The 20,780-nt window shown below is 59.6% G+C and carries 20 protein-coding genes and 2 pseudogenes; 14 read left to right on the forward strand and 8 right to left on the reverse strand.

What is annotated here, in order from left to right:
- Window positions 1–22 precede the first annotated feature (22 nt).
- Window positions 23–1,243 (forward strand): flagellar biosynthesis protein FlhB, encoded by a 1,221-nt coding sequence (gene flhB / locus M0D69_RS29410; RefSeq protein WP_301785376.1) that lies wholly within the window; start codon window positions 23–25, stop codon window positions 1,241–1,243.
- Window positions 1,240–3,342, forward strand: a complete 2,103-nt coding sequence (gene flhA / locus M0D69_RS29415; RefSeq protein WP_301785377.1) for a flagellar biosynthesis protein FlhA — start codon at window positions 1,240–1,242, stop codon at window positions 3,340–3,342. The genes flhB and flhA overlap by 4 nt, the downstream gene beginning before the upstream one ends.
- Window positions 3,343–3,399: 57 nt before the next feature.
- On the opposite strand, the pseudogene M0D69_RS43885 reads toward flhA, so the two are convergent.
- From M0D69_RS43885 to M0D69_RS29425, 3 genes and pseudogenes are all read right to left on the reverse strand, one after another.
- Window positions 3,400–3,720, reverse strand: a pseudogene (locus tag M0D69_RS43885) (DUF2877 domain-containing protein); the annotation flags it as partial.
- A 3-nt stretch (window positions 3,721–3,723) separates the two neighbouring features.
- Window positions 3,724–4,233 carry a hypothetical protein gene (locus tag M0D69_RS29420; RefSeq protein ID WP_301785378.1) on the reverse strand — a complete coding sequence of 170 codons (510 nt, stop codon included), beginning with the start codon at window positions 4,231–4,233 and terminating at the stop codon, window positions 3,724–3,726.
- 17 nt (window positions 4,234–4,250) lie between these two features.
- Window positions 4,251–4,919, reverse strand: a complete 669-nt coding sequence (locus M0D69_RS29425; protein ID WP_301785379.1) for a cysteine hydrolase family protein — start codon at window positions 4,917–4,919, stop codon at window positions 4,251–4,253.
- Window positions 4,920–5,466: 547 nt separating this feature from the next.
- On the opposite strand from M0D69_RS29425, the gene flhF reads away from it, so the two are divergent.
- From flhF to M0D69_RS29440, 3 genes are read left to right on the forward strand one after another with little or no spacing between them, the layout of a single operon-like run.
- Window positions 5,467–7,164: a flagellar biosynthesis protein FlhF gene (gene flhF / locus M0D69_RS29430; RefSeq protein ID WP_301785380.1), complete on the forward strand. Its 1,698-nt coding sequence runs from the start codon at window positions 5,467–5,469 to the stop codon at window positions 7,162–7,164.
- Window positions 7,157–8,089 carry a MinD/ParA family protein gene (locus tag M0D69_RS29435; RefSeq protein WP_301785381.1) on the forward strand — a complete coding sequence of 311 codons (933 nt, stop codon included), beginning with the start codon at window positions 7,157–7,159 and terminating at the stop codon, window positions 8,087–8,089. Before flhF ends, M0D69_RS29435 begins: the two co-directional genes overlap by 8 nt.
- A 30-nt stretch (window positions 8,090–8,119) precedes the next feature.
- Window positions 8,120–8,851, forward strand: a complete 732-nt coding sequence (locus M0D69_RS29440; protein WP_047895160.1) for an RNA polymerase sigma factor FliA — start codon at window positions 8,120–8,122, stop codon at window positions 8,849–8,851.
- 21 nt (window positions 8,852–8,872) lie between these two features.
- Here the strand turns inward: M0D69_RS29440 and M0D69_RS29445 are convergent, their stop codons facing one another.
- Window positions 8,873–9,964 (reverse strand): GGDEF domain-containing protein, encoded by a 1,092-nt coding sequence (locus M0D69_RS29445; RefSeq protein ID WP_301785382.1) that lies wholly within the window; start codon window positions 9,962–9,964, stop codon window positions 8,873–8,875.
- Complete coding sequence (locus M0D69_RS29450; protein WP_301785383.1) at window positions 9,948–10,190, reverse strand: hypothetical protein; 243 nt, start codon at window positions 10,188–10,190, stop codon at window positions 9,948–9,950. The genes M0D69_RS29445 and M0D69_RS29450 overlap by 17 nt, the downstream gene beginning before the upstream one ends.
- 46 nt (window positions 10,191–10,236) lie before the next feature.
- Between M0D69_RS29450 and M0D69_RS29455 the strand changes: the two genes are divergently transcribed.
- A complete protein-coding gene (locus M0D69_RS29455) occupies window positions 10,237–11,322 on the forward strand; it encodes an aromatic ring-hydroxylating dioxygenase subunit alpha (RefSeq protein ID WP_301785384.1) in 1,086 nt (361 codons plus the stop codon).
- 21 nt (window positions 11,323–11,343) lie between these two features.
- Here the strand turns inward: M0D69_RS29455 and M0D69_RS29460 are convergent, their stop codons facing one another.
- Together M0D69_RS29460 and M0D69_RS29465 are read right to left on the reverse strand one after the other, a co-directional pair.
- Window positions 11,344–12,546 carry a type II toxin-antitoxin system HipA family toxin gene (locus M0D69_RS29460; RefSeq protein ID WP_301785385.1) on the reverse strand — a complete coding sequence of 401 codons (1,203 nt, stop codon included), beginning with the start codon at window positions 12,544–12,546 and terminating at the stop codon, window positions 11,344–11,346.
- Between the two features lie 62 nt (window positions 12,547–12,608).
- Window positions 12,609–12,983 (reverse strand): helix-turn-helix transcriptional regulator, encoded by a 375-nt coding sequence (locus tag M0D69_RS29465; protein WP_301785386.1) that lies wholly within the window; start codon window positions 12,981–12,983, stop codon window positions 12,609–12,611.
- Window positions 12,984–13,189: 206 nt separating this feature from the next.
- Here M0D69_RS29465 and M0D69_RS29470 point away from each other — a divergent pair, with 206 nt between their 5' ends.
- The 8 genes and pseudogenes from M0D69_RS29470 to M0D69_RS29505 form a co-directional block, all read left to right on the forward strand.
- A complete protein-coding gene (locus tag M0D69_RS29470; protein WP_301785387.1) occupies window positions 13,190–13,408 on the forward strand; it encodes a hypothetical protein in 219 nt (72 codons plus the stop codon).
- 250 nt (window positions 13,409–13,658) lie between these two features.
- Complete coding sequence (locus tag M0D69_RS29475; RefSeq protein ID WP_301785388.1) at window positions 13,659–13,883, forward strand: CopG family transcriptional regulator; 225 nt, start codon at window positions 13,659–13,661, stop codon at window positions 13,881–13,883.
- 64 nt (window positions 13,884–13,947) lie between these two features.
- Window positions 13,948–14,685 (forward strand): TIGR04255 family protein, encoded by a 738-nt coding sequence (locus M0D69_RS29480; protein WP_301785389.1) that lies wholly within the window; start codon window positions 13,948–13,950, stop codon window positions 14,683–14,685.
- On the forward strand, window positions 14,682–15,038 hold the full coding sequence (locus M0D69_RS29485) for a hypothetical protein (RefSeq protein ID WP_301785390.1): 357 nt from the start codon (window positions 14,682–14,684) through the stop codon (window positions 15,036–15,038). The genes M0D69_RS29480 and M0D69_RS29485 overlap by 4 nt, the downstream gene beginning before the upstream one ends.
- 5 nt (window positions 15,039–15,043) lie before the next feature.
- Window positions 15,044–15,571: a hypothetical protein gene (locus tag M0D69_RS29490; protein ID WP_301785391.1), complete on the forward strand. Its 528-nt coding sequence runs from the start codon at window positions 15,044–15,046 to the stop codon at window positions 15,569–15,571.
- Window positions 15,572–15,973: 402 nt separating this feature from the next.
- A complete protein-coding gene (locus M0D69_RS29495) occupies window positions 15,974–16,615 on the forward strand; it encodes a hypothetical protein (RefSeq protein ID WP_301785392.1) in 642 nt (213 codons plus the stop codon).
- Entirely contained in the window at window positions 16,615–17,670 is a 1,056-nt protein-coding gene (locus M0D69_RS29500) for a hypothetical protein (RefSeq protein WP_301785393.1), read from the forward strand. The genes M0D69_RS29495 and M0D69_RS29500 overlap by 1 nt, the downstream gene beginning before the upstream one ends.
- 890 nt (window positions 17,671–18,560) lie before the next feature.
- Window positions 18,561–19,604: pseudogene (locus tag M0D69_RS29505) on the forward strand (IS630 family transposase); the annotation flags it as partial.
- Window positions 19,605–20,031: 427 nt separating this feature from the next.
- Here M0D69_RS29505 and M0D69_RS29510 read toward each other — a convergent pair.
- Window positions 20,032–20,780: transposase (locus M0D69_RS29510; protein WP_301785394.1), on the reverse strand; the 749-nt coding region annotated here is incomplete at its 5' end.

Raw genomic sequence — 20,780 nt, forward strand, 5'->3', positions numbered from 1 at the left:
CGCAGGACCGGAGTGAAGCGAAGTGGCAGAAGAGAGCGACGTCGAAAAGACCGAATCAGCCACTCCCAAGCGCATCGAAAAGGCGCGGGAGGAAGGTCAGGTCGCGCGCTCGCGGGAACTCACGTCGTTTGCATTGCTGGCGGCGGGATTCTTTGGCATCTGGGGCCTGTCCGGTCCTATCAGCCAGCATATGCAGGCCATCTTGCGCGGCGCGTTCACGTTCAATCACAACACCGTCCTCGATACCAACCAGATGCTGATTGGCGCAGCCGCTGCCGGCAAGGAAGGTTTCATGGCCTTGCTTCCGGTGCTCGCATTAACGGGCCTGGCCGCCATCTGCGCGCCAATGGCGCTCGGCGGCTGGCTGCTCAGCACCAAACCGATGGCGCCCAATTTCAGCCGCCTGAACCCCATCAGCGGTCTTGGCAAGATCTTCTCGTCGCAAGGGCCGATTGCGCTCGGCATGTCGATCCTCAAGACGCTCGTGGTCGGCGGACTCGCCGGCCGGGCAATGTGGAGCCGCAAGGACGAAGTACTCGGCCTCGTCACGAAGCCACTTTCCCTCGCGCTCGCCGACGCCATGCATCTGCTCATCGTGTGCTGCGGCATGGCGATCGCCGGATTGTTTGTCGTCGCCGCGCTCGATGTCCCCTACCAGCTCTGGACGCATGCCAAGAAGCTGCGCATGAGCAAGGAAGAGGTGAAACGCGAGCATCGTGAAAGCGATGGTGATCCGGCGGTGAAGGCCCGCATTCGTGCGCAGCAGCGCGCCGCGGCGCGTCGCCGGATGATGACCGCCGTGCCGACCGCCGACGTGATCGTTACCAACCCGACCCACTTCGCCGTTGCGCTGAAATATGCCGATGGCGAAATGCGCGCGCCGAAGGTTGTCGCGAAAGGCGTGAATCTCGTCGCCACGCGTATTCGCGAACTGGCGCGTGAACACAACGTGCCGCTGCTCGAAGCGCCGCCGCTTGCACGGGCGCTGTATCACAACGTGGACATCGACCGCGAGATTCCGGGCGCGCTGTATGGCGCCGTCGCGCAGGTGCTGGCGTGGGTGTATCAGTTGCGCAAGTTCAAGAAAGACGGCGGTACGAAGCCGGACGAACCCGAGAACCTCGAGGTTCCTCCCGAACTCGACAAAGGCAGCGTCCCGGAAGCCGAAGCCGATCAGGAAGCCGCCGAAGCACTCGCGAAAGAACCACCCGGAAATGACCCGATGAAAGGAAGCACAGCATGAACGCGCGCGCCGGATTTTTCTCCAAGCGCCCCGACGCACTGGGATCGCAGAATTTGCGGGCTCTCGCCGGGCCGGTGCTGATCTGCATGATCCTCGGCATGATGATCTTGCCGTTGCCGGCCTTTTTGCTCGACTTGCTGTTCACGTTCAACATCGCGCTGTCCGTGATGGTGCTGCTGGTCAGCATGTACACGCAGAAACCGCTCGACTTCGCCGCGTTCCCAAGCGTGCTGCTGTTCTCCACGCTGCTGCGTTTGTCGCTGAATGTGGCCTCCACGCGGATCGTGCTGCTCGAAGGCCACACCGGTCCCGACGCCGCCGGGCAGGTGATCGAATCGTTCGGCCATTTCCTGGTGGGCGGAAATTTCGCGGTTGGTATCGTTGTGTTCGTGATCCTGATGATCATCAACTTCATGGTGATCACCAAGGGCGCGGGGCGGATCGCCGAAGTGGGCGCACGCTTCACCCTCGACGCCATGCCGGGCAAGCAGATGGCCATCGATGCCGACCTGAACGCCGGCCTCATCAACGAAGATCAGGCCCGCAAGCGTCGCTTGCAGGTCGCGCAGGAAGCCGAGTTCTACGGCTCCATGGACGGCGCGAGCAAGTTCGTGCGCGGCGACGCCATCGCCGGCTTGATGATCATGGTGATCAACATCGTGGGCGGCTTGATTGTCGGGATGCTCCAGCACGACATGGACTTCGCGCACGCCGCCACGAACTACACGTTGCTGACCATCGGCGATGGCCTCGTCGCGCAGATTCCCTCGCTGATCATTTCGACGGCTGCGGGCGTGATCGTGTCGCGGGTGGCGACGGAAGAGGACATCGGCACGCAGTTGACCGGGCAGTTATTCAACAATCCGCGCGTGTTGATGATTACGGGCGTGATCATCGGGATCATGGGGTTGATTCCCGGCATGCCGCATTTTGCGTTCTTGCTGCTGGGCGGCGGCCTGGTGTACGCCGCGCGTTCGATGAACCAGCGCATCCAGGCGAAGAAGAAGGCTGGCGCGGTGACCGACCTCGTGCCCGCTGCTGCTGCACCCATCGAAAATACGGAAGCGAGCTGGGACGACGTCGCGATGATTGATCCGTTGGGGCTCGAGGTGGGGTATCGGCTGATACCGCTGGTTGACCGCAATGCCGACGGCGAGTTGTTGAAACGGATCAAGGGTATTCGCAAGAAGTTCGCGCAGGAAATTGGTTTCTTGCCGCCGGTGATCCATATCCGCGACAACCTGGAATTGCGTCCGAACGGTTATCGGATCGCGCTGAAGGGTGTGGAAGTGGGCGTTGGGGAAGCATTCCCTGGCCAGTGGCTTGCGATCAACCCGGGCCAGGTCTCGGCGGCCTTGCCGGGAAATCCGACACAAGATCCGGCGTTTGGCTTGCCGGCCGTGTGGATCGATACGAACTTGCGTGAACAGGCGCAGGTGTATGGCTACACCGTTGTCGATGCAAGCACCGTGGTGGCGACCCACCTCAACCATCTGGTGGTCACGCACGCCGCGGAATTGCTGGGCCGCCAGGAAGTGCAGGCGTTGCTGGAGCGCGTCGGGAAGGACACGCCTTCGTTGATCGACGATCTGGTGCCGAAGACGCTGGCGCTGACCACCTTGCAGAAGGTTCTGCAGAACTTGCTCGAGGAAGGCGTTCCGATCCGCGATATGCGCACGATCCTGGACGCGTTGCAAGAACATGCGCCAAAGATTGCGGATGCGCACGACCTGACGGCGGCGGTGCGTTTGTCCCTGGGCCGGGCGATTACGCAGCAGTGGTATCCGGGCAGCGGAGAGTTGCAGGTGATGGGACTGGACCCGGCGCTGGAGCGGGTGTTGTCGCAGGCGTTGGCAACCGGTGCGAATCCCGGACTGGAACCCGGCTTGGCGCAGACACTATTGAACTCGACGCAAAGCGCGATCACGCGTCAGCAGAACATAGGATTGCCGCCGGTGCTTCTGGTCCAGCACTCGTTGCGAGCGATGCTCGCCCGGTTCCTGAGAAGAAGCTTGCCGCAGTTGAAGGTGCTGTCCTACGCGGAAGTCCCGGACACGAGAAACATCAAGGTCGTGAACCTGATTGGCGCGCAAGGGTAAAGCGCAGCTCATTTCCTCCTGCGCCACTTTCTCGAGCGTCCTGATCCCGTGCAAAAAGCCGGCAAGACACTCGGCGCCGGATGACGATCCGGACTGCATGACGCCGATTGCCGCAAACGCCACATCCGCCGGCGGCTTTCCGCTGATCAGCATGGTCGTCAAATGATCGATGGATTGCGAATAGTGTCCCTGCAACGCAAGGCTCAGATAATGGCGCCCCATGGCCGTGGTCCGGTGAAGCTGATTTTTTATCGCCGGGCGCAATAGCTTCAGGTGCGCGGCTACAGGCTCCCTATGCTGCCAGGGCCACAAGGCCGCGAGATAACCAAACAGGTAATCGTCGCCGGCGGGCGTCTGTCCCGAGCCGTATCCAATCAGCTCCTATACCCCTCCTTCCAGCGCCACGCTCGCATCGCCAGAATTTAGGCGAGGCACGCGTCCGATCGATGGCCCGCCAGGCAGCAACTGCAAACTGCTGCGCACCTCCCGCAGCAGGCAATACTGCGACAACTGACTGGCCAGCGCCGGATAAGCCGCCAGCACAGCGTTCAACGCATGGCCATCATGTATTCTTCGCGCCCCCGGCCGCCAGCATGGCGCGCGACTCAGATCCGCGCGCCATAGCGCGCCGCGCAACTCGTTGTTCTCCAGCGTGATGGGCTGCCGCGAGTACGACTGATGACTCCAATCCCAGCCGGGAGGGGTTTCGAGCCGAATGGCCGTCGGCAGGTTCTGACAACGCGGACTGAGCAAGGTCAGCCACTCGCCGCCTGCCGATGACAGATTCAACGCATGCGGAAAGCGGCTGTGGACCCAGAAGCGCAGCGTCTCGCGCGGCCCATGTTCCGCCAGATACCCGATCGAGCACACGGTGAAAGTGATAAGTCGCATGCCAGGTCCAGGCGGCGTCAGCCGCGCAAGCCGTCGACAATAGCTGCGGCGTCGCTTACCCAACCGGACATCGCGCCCTGCGCCTTGATCATGTCGATTGAGGACTTCTGGAATTCGGGGAAATACGAACCGACACAATCCGCCGGGATAATGCATTCGTAACCCCGGTCATTGGCTTCGCGAACGGTCGTGGTCACACTGTCTTCAGTGCACACGCCGTAGACAATGAGCGTCCTGATCGAATGGTTTTGCAGAATCAACTGCAAGTCGGTTTCATGGAACGCGCCCTTGCCGGGTTTATCGATAATGGGTTCGCCCAGCGCCGGGTAAAGCTCGGGAATGATGTCGTGGCCCGCTTCGCCGCGAATCAGAACGCGGCCCATGGGACCATCGGCACCGATGAATGTCTTGCCGCCGCGCGTCAGTTTCGAAGGCGGACAATCCGCCAGATCGGCTCGGTAACCCTCGCGTGTGTGAATGACCAGCAGCTTCCCATCACGCGCTGCTTTCAACACCTTCCAGCTTGAAACAATTGCGCCGCGCACCAGCGAGACGTTGTTTCCCAATGCCTCCCCCAATCCCCCCGGCTCAACAAAATCGCGTTGCATATCGATTATGACCAGTGCGGTCGTTTGCGCATCGAACGGTAACGAAAATGGGTCCGCGCGAAACAATTTCTGAAGCATTCTGATATTCCTTGATTAATTTCTGAACGTGAAACGTTCATTTCAATATTGCAAATTATTTGATTTTTCTTCGAATTATTATATGAATCCTCCTCTCCATGCACGACAGATATTTCATCGATCCACGCATTGTTCATTCATTTTCGTATAGCGTGAAAATCATTTCTAAAACTCAAACAAATTAATTACTCATGATTTGCCGCCCCCTTTTCCCAACAATAAAGCGGAATACGAAATAATCGGCCGGACTCTGAAACCGGATAACGAGGCGAGAGTTGAAACGCCTCAAGAAGTCTTTTCTTACCGTCGCATCATCCAGAAATACTCGGTAACACAATCATCTGATGTTTGCATCAACGAGGGAACCCGCCCTCCGCCTCCAGCATCGATCTCGCGAATTACCCCGCTTTCCCGGCTCTTATCAGCCGATGGCCCGCCAACGTCCCTTGCAATAATTCATTCACAGGAAAACGGTACGTCGCCCAAGACGTGACGCAACCGGTCAACCGCAACAGATCAACGTGAGCGCGAGCTCATCGGGGGGTAAATGAACATCCGCAAATTCATCGGTGCCACGAGTCGCGACGCGTTCCGGCTCGTCCGTGAGGCACTGGGCCCCGATGCGGTGGTGTTGTCGAACCGGGTAACGGAAGACGGTAGCGTCGAGATCGTGGCGGTCGCGGACGGCGATCTCGCGAAAATCTCCCCGAAAGCAGCCGCTCAGCATCGCGAGATGAAGCTGAGGGCATCGGCCGGAAACCAGGTGCCTGCGCAGTCGGCTTCACAGCCTCATTCACAGTCTTATTCGAATGCCAACCCGTACGCCAGCGGCGATGTCTTTTCGTCAGTGTTCGGCGCCAATCCCGAGCCGCTGGACGACTTGCAGCCCGAAGAACAGCCGGACGACGCCTCGCGCACGATGGCCGAATCGAATCCCTGGCTGATCGAACATGCGCGCCGGGTCGCGCAATCGGCGGCCGAGGGTGCGCCGCAACGTGCGCTGAGCGCATCGACGGCAATTGCGAAGGGAATGGGCAATCCCGTGCCCGTCACGCCGCAAGACCCGGCAGACGCTCCCGGATGGACCCGCGATGCGGCCCAGGCTGCTGCCCGCCGCGCGGAACAAAAAATCGCGCAACTGCAAACGCAAACCCAGCCGCCGGCAGCGCAGAGCGCCAGCTCGATGCAGGAAGGCGCATTCGCGGGCCTGCCGGCGTCGGCTGCGGCGGCGGTCACTGAAGCCATCCGCGTACGCATGGAGCAAGTCGTGAACGACACCGTCATGCATGAACTTTCGTCGATGCGCGGCATGATGGAAGAGCACTTCGCCGGCTTGCTGTGGGGCGATCGCCAGCGCCGCAGCCCCAATCACGCCGCGCTGACCAAACGCTTGTTCGCCGCCGGTTTCTCGGCGCAACTGGTCCGCATGGTGATCGACAACATGCCGGAGATCGAACACGCAGAAGCGTCGATGCAGTGGGTTCAGCAAGTGCTCGAGAACAACCTGCCCGTCATGGACAGCGAAGAATCGATGATGAGCCGCGGCGGCGTATTCGCGCTGATGGGCCCGACGGGCGTGGGCAAGACCACGACCACCGCCAAGCTCGCCGCACGCTGCGTGATGCGCTTCGGCGCCAGCAAGGTCGCGCTGCTCACCACCGACAGCTACCGGATCGGCGCGCACGAACAACTGCGCATTTTCGGCAAGATCCTCGGGGTATCGGTGCATGCGGTGAAAGACGCGGCCGACCTGCAACTCGCGCTCTCCGAGCTGCGCAATAAACATATCGTGCTGATCGACACCATCGGCATGAGCCAGCGCGACCGTACCGTCTCCGACCATATCGCGATGTTGTGCGGCGCCGGCCATCCGGTGCAGCGCCTGCTGCTGCTGAACGCAACCAGCCATGGCGATACCTTGAACGAAGTCGTGCAGGCATACCAGAGCACGCCCGACCAGCCGCCGCTCGCGGGCTGCATCCTGACCAAGCTCGACGAAGCCACGAATCTGGGCGGCGTGCTCGACACCGTGATCCGCTACAAGCTGCCGGTGCATTACGTATCGACGGGTCAGAAGGTCCCGGAAAACCTGTACGTCGCGACCAAGCGCTTCCTGATTAAAAGCGCGTTCTGTATCCCGCGCGACGGCTCGCCATTCGTGCCGCAAGACGACGACGTGCCGCCGCTCCTGTCCGCGCTCTCCGCGCGCGCTTCCACCGAACTGCATGAGGTTCACTTTGGATAAGTTCGTGTCCGATCAGGCTGAAGGCTTGCGCCGTCTGCTGACACGCAACGGCTCTAGGGTCGTTGCGGTGTGCGGCGCCCCGGCAGGTGGATTAGGGGGAACCGGCAATACGTCGACGGTCGTGAATCTGGCCGCCGCCCTCGCCGCGCAAGGCAAGGACGTGCTGGTCATCGATGAACGCCAGAACGAGATGTCGGCGAGCCGGCTCGCCAAGGTGCCCGCCACCGGCGCACTGGCCGCCGTGTTGTCCGGCAAGCGCTTTTTGCAGGATGCGGTCACGCGTACGCCGTTCGGCTTTTCGGTCATCGCCGCGCCTCGTGACGAACGCATCAGCCAGGACGCCGCGCATTGCCGGGTGTTGCTCGACGGTCCCGCCGACGTCGTCCTGATCGATACCCAACTGGATCGCAGCGGCGCGCTGTCTTCACTGGCAGCGCAGGCGCACGACTTCGTGATCGTGACGCGCGTAGCACCCGCCGCGATCACCGAGGCGTACGCCTGCATCAAGCGTCTGCATTACGCGCATGCCATCGGGCGGTTCCGGATTGTCGTGAATCACGTGAAGAACGGCGCCGATGCGCAACTCGCCTTCGATAACCTCGCGGGCGTCGCAAGCCGCTACCTCGCGGTGCAGCTCATGCCGGCAGGTTGCGTGGCCGAAGATCCGCGCGTGGCGCGCGCACACGAGCTGTCGCGCTGCGCGGTAGAAGCCTTTCCGGCGACGGCCGCCGCCCGCGATTATCGGCAGATTGCCGCCGAATTGCAGTACTGGCCGATGCCGCAAGCGTCGCAATTTGAATGGCCCGTGCAACCCGTGCGAATGGAAACGCAGCACGGGATGGAGCGTTCGATCAACTCCGGCGCGGTACGCCGCACCGAAACGCCATTGATGCAGCTTGCGATGAGCAGCCCCGCGTCCGTGTGATGCCGCAAGAGAAGGAACAAGGTGAATGCGATGTATAACGCCCAGGGAAAACTGTCACAGTCCGAGGTTCTTACCCGCTACGCGCCGCTGGTGCGCCGGCTCGGACTGCAGCTCGTCGCGAAGATGCCCGCGAGCGTCGATCTCGACGACCTGATCCAGGCCGGCATGATCGGCTTGCTGGATGCGGCGAGCCGCTATAAGGAAGATCAGGGCGCTCAATTCGAGACCTACGCCAGCCAGCGGATTCGCGGCGCGATGCTCGACGAGTTGCGCGCCAACGACTGGCTGCCGCGCAGCATGCGCAAGACGTCGCGCGAAGTGGAATCGGCGGTGCACAAGGTCGAGCAGCATCTCGGTCGATCGGCCAGCGAACAGGAAATTGCCGAGCATCTCAACATGCCGCTCGGTGAATATCAGACCATGCTGCAGGATCTGCATGGCAGCCAGTTGATCTACTACGAAGACTTCGACCGTTCTTCCGATGACGAGCCGTTTCTCGACCGTTATTGCGTCGACAAAGCCGATCCGCTTTCTGCGCTGCTTGATGGCAGCTTGCGCTCGGCGCTGGTGGATGCCATCGATAAATTGCCCGAGCGTGAAAAGCTGCTGATGAGCCTGTATTACGAGAAGGGCTTGAATCTGCGGGAAATCGGCGCCGTGATGGAAGTCAGCGAATCGCGCGTGTGCCAGTTGCATAGCCAGGCCGTCGCGCGGCTGCGGGCGAAGTTGCGGGAGCAAGCGTGGTCGGGCGTGGAAGCTTGAAGTCCTGCGCGTGAGAGCGGATCAGGTATCGAAATCCGCGCTTTCGGCGAAGACTGTCTGGCCTTTGCCGAGCGCCTTCGCGCGATACATCGCGCGATCGGCTGCGCGCATCAGCACGGCAATATCCGTATAACCCGGCGTCAGGTCCGGCGAAATCAGGCACGCGCCAATACTCGCCGATACATTCACCACCCGGTCCTGCACCGACGTCATTTCCGCCAGCACCGCGTGCACGCTGTTTGCCACCGTCTGCACGGCGCCGGCTCCCGTCACGTGACGCGCCAGCACGACGAATTCATCGCCGCCGAGCCGCGCGACCGTGTCGGTGGTCCGCATCCTTCTCGCGAGCAGCGCCGCGAACGTTTGCAGCACGAGGTCGCCGACTTCGTGGCCGAAGGTATCGTTGACCTCCTTGAAACCGTCGAGATCGATCAGCAGCAGCGCGGTCGCGCCTTCCTGTCCCGTCGATATCGCCATCACCGCCCGGCCGATAGTCTGCTCCAGCATGTAGCGGTTGCTCAGACCCGTGAGCGGGTCGGTGCCCGCCTTGAGCGCGAGGTCGCGGTTCGCGCTGCCGAGCCGGCCGATCAGCACGCCGAGATACACCGACGCCCCGAGCACGCTCAAGCCGATCCCGAGCGCCGCTGGGCGGTTGAGCATCCACCACGGTTGCAAGACAGACAACGCGACGATCCCGACGAGAGCCGTTCCACACGACAGCGCCAGCGCGCGCTTGCCGTAGCGTCCGCCTGCGCCGATCAGAAAAAGGAAGACGGCCCAGAGCATGGGCAGCGCGAATGCTCCGCCGGCGCCGAGGGTGACCGCGAGGAGCGCTTGATCCGCGACGGTCGTGAACGCAAGGCGCAGGTTCGACTGCCGTTGCATTCTGCTGATGATTAACCGGGTCGCGACGCCGTAGATCAGATAGAGCGTGAGCGCGTGGAAGCTGGCGATGACGGCGGGTGTTGAGCCGGACCACGCCAGCGCGCCATAGACGGCCAGTGCGAGGCCGCCCAGTATGACTCTCAGCGTCGCCTGCTCTTTTTCCGGGTCGAGATTATGGGACCACACATAACCGCGCGGCCGCTGCACGGGGTCATTCGCCTGCCCCATTCTGAGTCTCCCTGATAGTGATTCCAGTGAATCCTGAAGTCCCGATCGATGCCGCGTTTTCTGCAGTGACTGCGTAGCGCAGAATTGCAATCGTACTGCGTCGTCGAAAAGTGGCTGAAAACCGCACTATCCGGCGGCTGGGTGGCAGATTGATATTCAGCGGGTTCAGCGCGGCGCGGAGTTTTGGCGGCTTGCGTTTCGGCGTGGCGCAGAGGTAGCGTTTCATGTTGTCTTTTTAATCGTCATTTACTACGCGTGCTTATTGCCACTCGATGCGACCCTTCGAACCTGCTTCTTCCTATAACGACGTGAGTGACACGCTCGGCACTTCTGGCGCCGCGCCCGATGCTGCTTTGCTTGGCGAATGGCTGCCTGTATGTAATAGCGCCGATGTGCCCGCCGGGCAGTCGCGCGGGTTTGTCGTGGCGGGTGAACGGCTGGTGGTCTGGCGCAATGCATCGGAGGCTGACGATGATGCGGGCGGTCCCGATATTTCCACCGATGTCCACGTCTGGCGCGATGTCTGTCCGCATCGCGGGGCGCAATTATCGTTGGGCACGGTGACGGACGGTTTGCTGGCGTGTCCTTATCACGGCTGGCGCTACGACGCCGACGGCCAGTGCATCCACATTCCCGCCAATCCGTCGATACGCCGCACGAAGCGCGCATGCGCGCGGACGTATCGCGCGGAGGAGAAATACGGCGCGGTGTGGACGTGTCTCGGCGAACCTTCTCGTCCACTCGATTTCTTTCCGGAGTACGACACGCCCGGCGCGCGCAGGATCAATCTCGCGGCTCAGACGGTGCGTTCATCGGCGCCGCGCGTGGTCGAAAATTTCCTCGATATGGCGCACTTCCCGTTCGTGCACACCGGTATTCTCGGCGATGCATCGCATGCGGAAGTGCAGGATTACGAAGTGATTGAAACGGATGGCGGGCTGGAGGCGCGGCAGTGCCGTTTCTGGCAACCGGCGGGATTGCCGGGACAGGAAGGAGTGGATATTGAATATGTGTATCGCGTGAAACGGCCGTTGGTGGTGAGTTTGTCGAAGGTGGCGCAGCGCGGTGAAGGTGCGTTGCATTTGTTGCTCGTGGCGTCGCCGGTGAGTGAAACGGAAACCCGCGCGTGGCTCGTGTCGGTGTTCGAGGATGAACTCACGCACTCCGATCAGGAGCTGTACGACTTCAATATGCGGATATTGATGCAGGACACACCGATTGTGGAGTCGCAATGGCCCAAGCGGCTGCCGCTCGATCCGAATGCTGAATTGCATCAGGTTTGTGATCGGCTGTCGGTGGGGTATCGGAGGTATTTGATGGGGTGCGGGTTTGGGTATGGGACGGTTCGGGCACAGTGAGTCGGCCGCTTGTAACGTGCGCTAATGATTGAAGCGGGCAAAGACCGGTTCCATACGCTGTATTTCCTGACGCGATAATTTCAGTCGGGCCGCCTCGTCGCGCCATGTTGCGACCACTTTCCGGATGTCCGCTATGACCTGTTCGGCCTCACCTTCGGTCAGCCGATAGAACGCCGCCGTATCGAGTACAGCGTTCATATCAGGCGCAGCGCTTTTCCCGTCAATGCTCAACGTATGCTCCAGCTTGCTTGCGTTCGGGTTCATATCGAACGCGGGGGACAACCGCCAGCCGGTAGGCTCTCGTATAAATCCGTGATTGCGCAGATGGTCGTCGCGATTTCCAATCAGCACGTTGAACACCAGCCGCCTGAACAGCTGTTCCAGATCGCCACCTATATGTCCCTGTGCGCCACCGTCTGACAGGAATTCGGCCAGATCCGGATACCCTGCGTTCGTGTCGCCATCCCGGCGCTCCAGCATGGTCATGGCAGACGCGTACATCCGCCGGCTGCCTTTGCTCCGGTCAAAGCGCTCGACGCAAAACGTTGCATAGCCGGTGCCCACATACTTCAACTCCGATTTGGGTACCCAGATGCCCGCGCTCCTCGCCAGACCATGAACCAGATATTCCCAGGCACCGACGTCATAGCGGTCGTCCTTGGCCGGGAACTTGGCGATCCATAGCTCGTTTCCCAGATTGGTAAAGTTGGCTTTAGGCCGTGCACCGCCGAGCGACGTACCTGGAGCAATCAGCATTGCCAGCCATTGTTCGTACTCCGGCATTTTTTCAATACCGACGTCTTCGATGCGAATCGCAATGCTCGCCAACGTTCCCAAATCCGTGACCGGCGGCGCTGCGTTGGCACTATCGTCCTGGAAGACTTTGTTCTCGTCCCGAAAGCGCAAGGCCCCGACGCGCGTCAAATCGTGGACACCCAGCAGGAAGTCAATTTCTTGCAATGTGCGCATCGGCCGGTCGTGCTTATCGGCTTGAACGGCTTCACGGCGCTCCATCAATACGCGGCCCCAACGGTCTGGGGCAGAGTCCATGAAGATGCCGAACGTCACAGCCTTGTTCGGCGGATATTGCTCGTCGGAATAAAGCTCCAGGCGCGGATCCAGCATGAACGCCTTGCGGCTGTCCAACCACGCTTGCGTGTAGGCAAAGGGTGCGGGCAAGTCCGTGCGCTCGGCCTGCCGGTAGAGCGTGCCGATCTGATCCAAACCACCGAGCTCCGAGCTGTCCAAAAACACTTCAAATGACTCTCGCGTCTTTCTGGCGCTCATTACGGTTCCGCTGAAGGCGTTTTCGATGCCGCTTTTTTAGGCGCGGCAGACTCCTTCGCGCGCGTGCCTTTGGGACGCGAAATGCGAACGGGGAGGTTCAAGTCTTGCAGCTTGCGGCCGAGTTCGTCGTCGCGTGCGACGGCATCCATGTCTGCGTCCAGCCCGAGGACTCGAAGCGCGCGCATGTAGGTGCTTATCGCGATGTTTCCATCGCCCTTTTCCAGACGGTTTAGCGTATCGCGTGACACGCCTAGTCGTTCGGCGAACAGCGAAGTCGATATCCCGCGCCTGAGGCGGGCGAGCTTTAACCGCTCGGCTAGCGCACGGAGCTGCTTTTCTACGGCGGGAAATGGGTGTTGAAAGGTGCGAGGCATGTCCGATAGATTAGGCGGAATGGCACTTTTTGTCAAAAGTATCGGACGTTATTGCAATTTTTGGAGTACTCATATCGCGGCGACAGAAGCGTTGTTTGTCCGATATTCAAGACTCTAAGACGCTATTTGACTAAGATATCGTACAGAAAACTAACTCTCGGGGAAGCCATGGGGGGTTTACGAAGCGAGCGTATTGAGCGACATCGATGAAAGCGAACGCAGCAGTGCTTTCTTACGCAGAAGGGTATGTCGACGCTATTGCCGACCTCTGGGGTTTGCTTCGTAAGCAGCGGATGATTGCAGCAGAAAATCAGAATTCTTGGTGCGCCCGGCTGGGATCGAACCAGCAACCCCTGCCTTCGGAGAAGTACAAGCGCCAGCAGTCCCCTTTAAAATCAATGCCTTACACAACTTGCGAAGTGTAAAACCAAGGCTGCACAAGGCAAATCCAGATCAAAACGGATCACCCTGGGTGTAATTTAGCTGCAGTAGACTCGGGGCTTACCTACCGCGCATCGCAGCTCGTGCCGCTCGTAGTTGTACTCATTCGGCGCTGCAGGCCGCCTACAACCGCGGCTTCCTGGTATGGAACGAGGGGCTCGAGAAATGGACAAACTACTGGTCCTTTGCATCACTGTGGTGTAACGTGGTGCATCCATCGGGCCGGGGTAAATAGTGGCGACCGAAGTCAAGCGACAAGGCAAGGCGAAAATCGAGCCTAAGACATTGCGGGCATCGGTGAGCTTCCCCATTGACCTTTACGCTAACCTTGAACGAATCGCCAAAGAGAAGAAGGTATCTTTGGCATGGATCGTCCGGGACGCGGCAGAACAATATGTGGCGAGCCGTTGGTCAGTTGCAAGCAGCTCTCTTGATCCGTCCGACATGGATCGTAAGTGATGGCAACGTGCCAATGCTTGGTATCGTCAACCCGATACAACCGCCATGGCCGATAGCGAAGCGCATGACATCTGACGATCGTTATCCCAATGCCCCGATTACGGAGGCAGTCATCGACATTCAGGTTGCTACGCCTGTCACTGTTGACACGCTTGGGCAGACTCATTTAGGCGAAGAAGCTAAGTATCCGTCGTCTGAGAAGTTGAACGCCGCCACCGGGGCATTGTTTTTCAGCCCGGAAATGGCGCCGGTTGCTACCGCGTCGGCGCAACCTTTGGGGCATCTCTATCGCAGTCCGGACGGCAAGCAGATTTACCAGGCGCGGACCACTGGCTACACTTTTAGCAGGTTGGCGCCCTACCCGCATTGGGCTGAATTTTGTAGCGAAGCGCGTCGTTTATGGGACAAGTATTGCACTGTGGCAAAGCCCACTGCGATCACGCGGGTGGCTGTCCGTTACGTCAACCGAATCGACATCCCGCTGCCTCTGAAAAGCTTTGGCGACTACTTGCGAACGGCGCCTCAACTCTCGCCGGACCTGCCGGAGGGTCTTTCGGGCTATTTTATGCACCTGATGATTCCGCTCACGGAAATCAAATGTGAAGCGATTATTAACCAAACGATCATCGAGCCCGCCAAACCTGACGTTGTTTCGATCGTGCTCGACATAGACATTTTTCGAACGGTTGACTTACCGGTCGACGAGGACCAGCTATGGGCGTTGTTGGAGCAACTGCGGCAAGCGAAGAACAGAGTATTTGAGGCAAGCATCACTGAAGAAGCCAGGAGATTATTCAAATGACGACATGTTATGTTCAAGGTGCAGAATCAGGCCGTGCCGCTCCGACGCCCACGCACACCAGGGCGGTTCGTAAAACGGCACCCGCGCAAGGCCCAGAAGCTGCAAAAGTCCGTAAGGTGGTACGCAGTTTCTTCAGTCGCGGTGCGACAACGCAAGGTCATAGCCGCGAATCTGAGCAGGTTCTGGCGGTTGCCCTTGAGCTGGCGCAGTTGGGCGAACACCTGGCGGCTGAGAGCGAGGCGGAGGAAATGGTTTCGTACAACCATGTTCACGTAAAGCCGGCGTTCTCCGTGACGGCCACTTTCAAGCACATCGGTAAGATCAAACCGCGAACGTTCTTGTTGGACGAGTAGCGCCGATGACTAAGCCGTTTTGGATTGAAATCAAGGGGCCGACATTGGCGCAAGGCGATTTGCTAGAAAAATGTCTTGTGCCCCAATTCGGGGATGACTTCGGTTCGGGTGGCGAAGGCTCAGGCGAAACCGTGCCCGTCGGAGAAGCAAATCTGATCATCGTGACGCAGAGCTGCGACTTAGAGAATGGCAAGGTCGAACTGGTCGCCATGTGCCCTGCGTACACCCTCGCCGAATTCGAGGAACAAAATCCAGCCTTCAAAAACAAAGGGCGCTGGGAAGAAGTTCGCAAAGGCAGAATAGAGGGTCTGCATCTTCTAGGTTCCCCCGCTGATCCTAGCGAAAACCAAGGAGCGCTGGTGGTCGACTTTGGCCAAATTTTTAGCCTGCCGACGGGCTATCTGGCCAAAAGAGCAGATAGCGCAGGCACGAGATGGCGTCTCGATTCCCCTTTCCTCGAGCATTTTTCACAAGCCTTCGCGCGGTACTTTATGCGTGTCGGCTTGCCCTCGCAAATTCCCCAATTCAAGTAGCGTATCCAGCGGCAAAGGCCACCGGACGCGCATCAAATTGCAACACTTTTCAGTGTGCCTAGATTGGCCTTTCGGCCCGCTAGGTGGCACATTTGCATCTTTCCACAGCGCATTAAAACCGGCGAGTAAAGAGCAGCCCGCAGGCGGGGAGGGGACTGCGACAGAACGAAGACGGGGTCATCTCGCGCGCGGCGCGGAAAATTTTTGGAATCCATTGACGTCTCAGAGAATTGCGTGAACGCGAGGTGCGGTCGGCAACGAGAGTTCGTCGCCGGGTCTAGCCCGCTTAGTGGGATAAAATGCCCGCTGGTCGAGTAAGCTGGCCTTGTTTGCACAGACCATGCGGCGGCGAGTCTCACTTTATTCGGTGGAAACTCCCTCTAATACTAAGTTGGACTCCGCATGACCGACCCTATCGCGCTCACAGTCTCAGTCTTGGCCCTTGCCGTCTCTGCGATCACGGCGTGGTTGACGTTGTTTCGCCGCGGCACAGTGCGAATGACTCAGCCAACGGTCATATATTTCGGCCCCGACATGCCACGTCCAGGCGGCCGCGACGGAAATCCAAAGATCTATCTGCGGACATTGCTCTTCGCCACCTCGAAGCGCGGGCGAATCATTGAGAGTATGCATATCTCGCTTTCGCGATCCGAAACCCACCAGAACTTCAATATCTGGGTGCATGGCGAGACCAACAAACTTGTTAGAGGTAGTGGCCTCTTCGTCGGCGAGACTGGCGTCGCCGCCAATCATCATTTCCTCATGCCGGAAGACGGAAGCCACTTCAAGTGGTTGGCGGGACATTATCAGCTTGGCGTGCACACTCGCCTCGTGGGTGACAAGGCGCATAAGCTGCTTTTCTCCCAGCCGCTCGAAGTCACGCCGGACCTTGCCGCCCAACTGGATAGACCTGGCGTAGGGTTGTACTTCGACTGGGGACCAGACTCATCGCGATACTTACCGCACATCGAACAGCGTCCGCCCTTGCACGACCCGGAGCAATTCATCGAAACGCTGGGTCTAACTCCTAATGTCGAACGTTAATGGCCATCTTGCTGCCCCGGCAAGGGTCTGAGTCTGGCCGCGCAGCATTGAAGTATCATTTCCGCCAGAAGAATCGGGCAAACGTCAGGGGTGCTATGGGAAGGCTTGCGACTTGGCAGAAGGTCGGCATTGTCTTGTCGATCGCTTGGGCAATAGGTGCGGCAGTTCACACGCACAACAGGGATCTCCAGAGTGCCCAGAGTTCCGCCTCATTTGCATACAACGTCTGCGCCGATAGCAAGAACCTGGCCCACAGCGCGGATCTATCCGAGTGCGACAAAGAGAAGTCAGATAACGTTGCTATGTCGATGGAGGGGGATACCGCCAACGCCGCGATAGTTGCGCTGGCTCCGCTTCCGTTCGCATGGATTTTCGCTTATGTGCTCATCGGCCTTGGTCGTGCGCTGGCGATAGGCTTACCCGTCGTCCTTCCCTGGAAATCAATGTCCCGACCCAGAAAGGTCTTCGTCGTCGCCGGAGGTCTGGTGAGCGTCTGCGCGGCTCTATTCGGCCTGACCTACCTGATGGGCCTCTACGTGGATACGCTGGTGCCAGTAAGCCCCAGTCCAGTAAAGGCGATGGTGATAGACCAAGGCGACACGGTTATTGCCGAAGGGAGTTGGACGCGAGATGGGCCGCTGGGAGAGGGTTCAAAGCTGGGCGATCCGCTCCAGGCATCCAAGATCACATGCACCAAAGCGGACAACCGCTGCGTGGAGGCGCGCGCGGAAATCACCGGGAAAGGGACCAACCTCCTCACGGTCGACGAGGTGGACTACGACATCGAATCGTGGTCGCCTACGACGATCGTATTCGTTTACGAGACACCCTGCGCCCGCGAAACCTACACCATCGACCGCCAAACCGAGGCAGTCAACGGCGTTGGCATCAATCTCCACGCGAATGCGAAGATGTGCAATATGCGAGCGGCGGCCGAAGCGACCGAGGACAGGTGGGAGTATCACCTTGGGGATGGCTTCAAGATATATTGGGATCTTCGCCAGAAGGCCCGCCCTGCACTGCTTAGGATCGTTCAGGCTTTCTTCGGAAATTGAAGTTTACGGATTGATGTGCGTCTTCGTTTTCCGCATCGCAATCCGAGCGACTGCTGTACAAGTCAATGCGGCCGTTAGATTGTCCGGACCGCGTATGACCGCTCCGGGTCGATTTTCTGCCATGACCGAGTGCGTAGCCGCTGGCGTCGCTCCCAGATCAAAGCCTTTTCTGCAAGGGAGAGGTGCTTCCATCACTGGATGCGAAATGCTGTGTTTCGGCAGTAGCTCTAGGCCGTGAACTCAGGGTTCGATAGTATCCGTTGTCCTTTGCAGCGGCGTACCTCTCGCCAAATGCACCTCCCGCCTTGCGGGAGTTTTTCTCGGATCTCGGTCCATCGGCTGATGTAGGTGCGAACGGGACCAGCCGCGACGGACAGAGGGCGGCCAGTTGCGGACCGCTGGGCATGCTGCCTGGAGGCGGCTCGTCGGTAGGGGCTCGGGTATGCTTATGCCGCACGCGTTTGCCAACCGGTTAGCTCAAACATTTTTGTTGGCGAATAGAGTCATAGGAAGCTCTACCATGCAAATAGTCCCCGCCTCTGCTCTCCTCGAAATATCAAAGAATTATACAAACCATCGGTCACGCCGCGAAGCTAGTTGGTATGGGTACTCTGAAGGAGAAACTTGGGGAGCAACCCCGTTTGCCATCGACAAACTCTACAGAGGGCAGAATACCCGACACACGCCCATGCTCCCATCGATCGCCAGAGGCTTGCAGTCGGCTGACATCGAAAAGATATACCAAAGCGCTATCTCTGATCAGGCGACGATAGTCCTTCGACTGGCTCAAGCGTGGTGGTTTTCCCGCGAGCTAGTGTAGTGCTTCTGAATTAACGGAACCAATAGGTTTTGCCATTGTCATGCTCTTTGTACCGACGATGGAGCGAGTCATGAAGACGGCGAGACCGATTGAATTGAGCAGCAAACAACGCATCGAGCTTGAGCGGATGGTGAGATCGCAAACCCTCGAGGTAAGAGCAGTGCGACGAGCACAGATCGTGCTGTTGGCGGCCGATGGTATGGGCAATCGGGAGATCGCCGCCGCGTTGGGGATCGGGCGGGTCCAGGTGGGACGCTGGCGCGAACGCTTTGTTCAGGGCGGCGTCGCGGCGATAGAAGATGACCTGCCGCGCAGTGGGCGCAAGCCGCGCGTCGATAGAGCTGAGATCGTGCGCCTGACGACGCAGACCACGCCCGAAGCTGCGACACACTGGAGCACGCGCACGCTCGCCAGGAAGGCCGGCGTCAGCGACACCACGGTGCTGCGAATCTGGCAGGCCAACGGCCTCAAACCTCACCTGGTCGAGAGCTTCAAGGTCTCGCGGGATCCGAAGTTCGCCGAGAAGCTCGAGGACATCGTGGGCCTGTACATCTCCCCGCCCGAGCATGCGTTGGTGCTGTGCTGCGACGAGAAGAGCCAGGTGCAGGCACTCGACCGCACCCAGCCCGGACTGCCCTTGAAGAGAGGCCGCGCGTCCACCCAGACTCATGACTACAAGCGCCACGGCACCACGACCCTGTTCGCGGCGCTCAATACCCTCGATGGTTCTATCATCGCCCGCTGTGATCAGCACCACCGTCATAGCGAATGGCTCGACTTCTTGCGCCAAATTGAGCGCGAGACTCCCAAGGGCAAAGAGCTGCATTTGATCTGCGATAACTATGCCACCCACAAGCACCCGAAGGTCAAGGAGTGGCTCGCGAAACATCCTCGGTTCACCGTCCATTTCACGCCGACCTCCGCATCGTGGCTGAACATGGTGGAGCGTTTCTTTCGCGATATCACTACCGAACGTTTGCGCCGTGGCGTGTTCCGTTGCGTTCCCGATCTCATCCTCGTTATCAAGGAGTACATCGCCGTGCATAACCACGATCCCAAACCATTCGTGTGGACTGCCAAGGCCAATGACATCTTGCAGAAAGTCATTCGCGCCAACCGTCGCCTTGGTTCCAAGAAAAACGAAGCACTACACTTCTATGGGGCATTGGAAGTCAAGCCCTTTGGGTATTCTGTTTTTCGTAGGTCAATTATCTCCATATGAGGGTGCCGCGGGTTGTCCACCGGCGGCCGGCGGTGGACAACCCGCACGACAAAGATGCCCGATACAGGGTTCGGAGTCCTGCTTATAAAGCGAAACTTCAACACACTTGAGGTCGGGGTGTCTGATGCCCGGACGGCTGCCGGGTCTAACTTCTATCCGTGCCGGCACTAGGCCGGTCACCTCATACCGCATGCGCACAGCGCTGGAACCACCCCGTTACCGACGCGCCCCATCTAGAACTACGGCTACCCGCCGGGTAACCCGTGTAGTGCCCGGGCACGCTGACCTTCAAGTCCTGTCGTGGATCGAAATTCGCCGCTCAAACCTCAACTGCATCACTGCCGGGTGGCTTGAGTCTTGCCCCGAGCGGAAGCTCACCCTGTTCCAGATAGCGCCACAAGGCGATCGCCAGACGGCGCGCGAGTGCCACGATGCCAATGCGTCGCACGCGCTTGCCGCCTCCCGCGAAGCGCTCATTGAACCACTGGCTCAGCTGGCTGGCCGACTGAAAGCGCAGCCAGCTCCACGCGAGTTCCACCATCAGCCATCGCGCCCGTTTGTTGCCGGCCTTGCTGATCCCCAACTCGACCTCACTGGTGCCGCTTGCGTAAGGTGTCGGCGCCAGACCCAGGCAGCCGGCGACTTCACGGCGGTTGCGAAACTGCCGCCAGCCTAACAGTTCCTTGACCAAGGTCCACGCACTTCCGGTGCCGATACCCGCGAGCCGCGCCAGCAGTGCGATCACGGGTTGTGCGCCGCTGTGAACCTGTTGCTTCTGCTGCGCTTCAAGCGTCCTGATCTGCCTGGCAACAAGCGACAGCCGCTCGAACTCGCGTTCAATCTCGGCGCGCAAACCCGGCAACAGCTGCCCGGCCTGCTGGGCCCACCAGTGTGCCCACGCGCGCCCACCGATACGCTCGACCCGAAGGTTGTGCAACACCAGCAGCGAACGGATCCGGTTGCTGTGGGCGGTGCGCTCTTGCCGCAGACGCCCGAGTTCCCGATGCACGCGCCGCTCATCTTCCTGCTCAGGGGTCGGGATCCGTGCGACCGCCCATACCCGCCGCT

Source organism: Caballeronia sp. SEWSISQ10-4 2, from assembly GCF_030464885.1.
Lineage (GTDB): Bacteria > Pseudomonadota > Gammaproteobacteria > Burkholderiales > Burkholderiaceae > Caballeronia.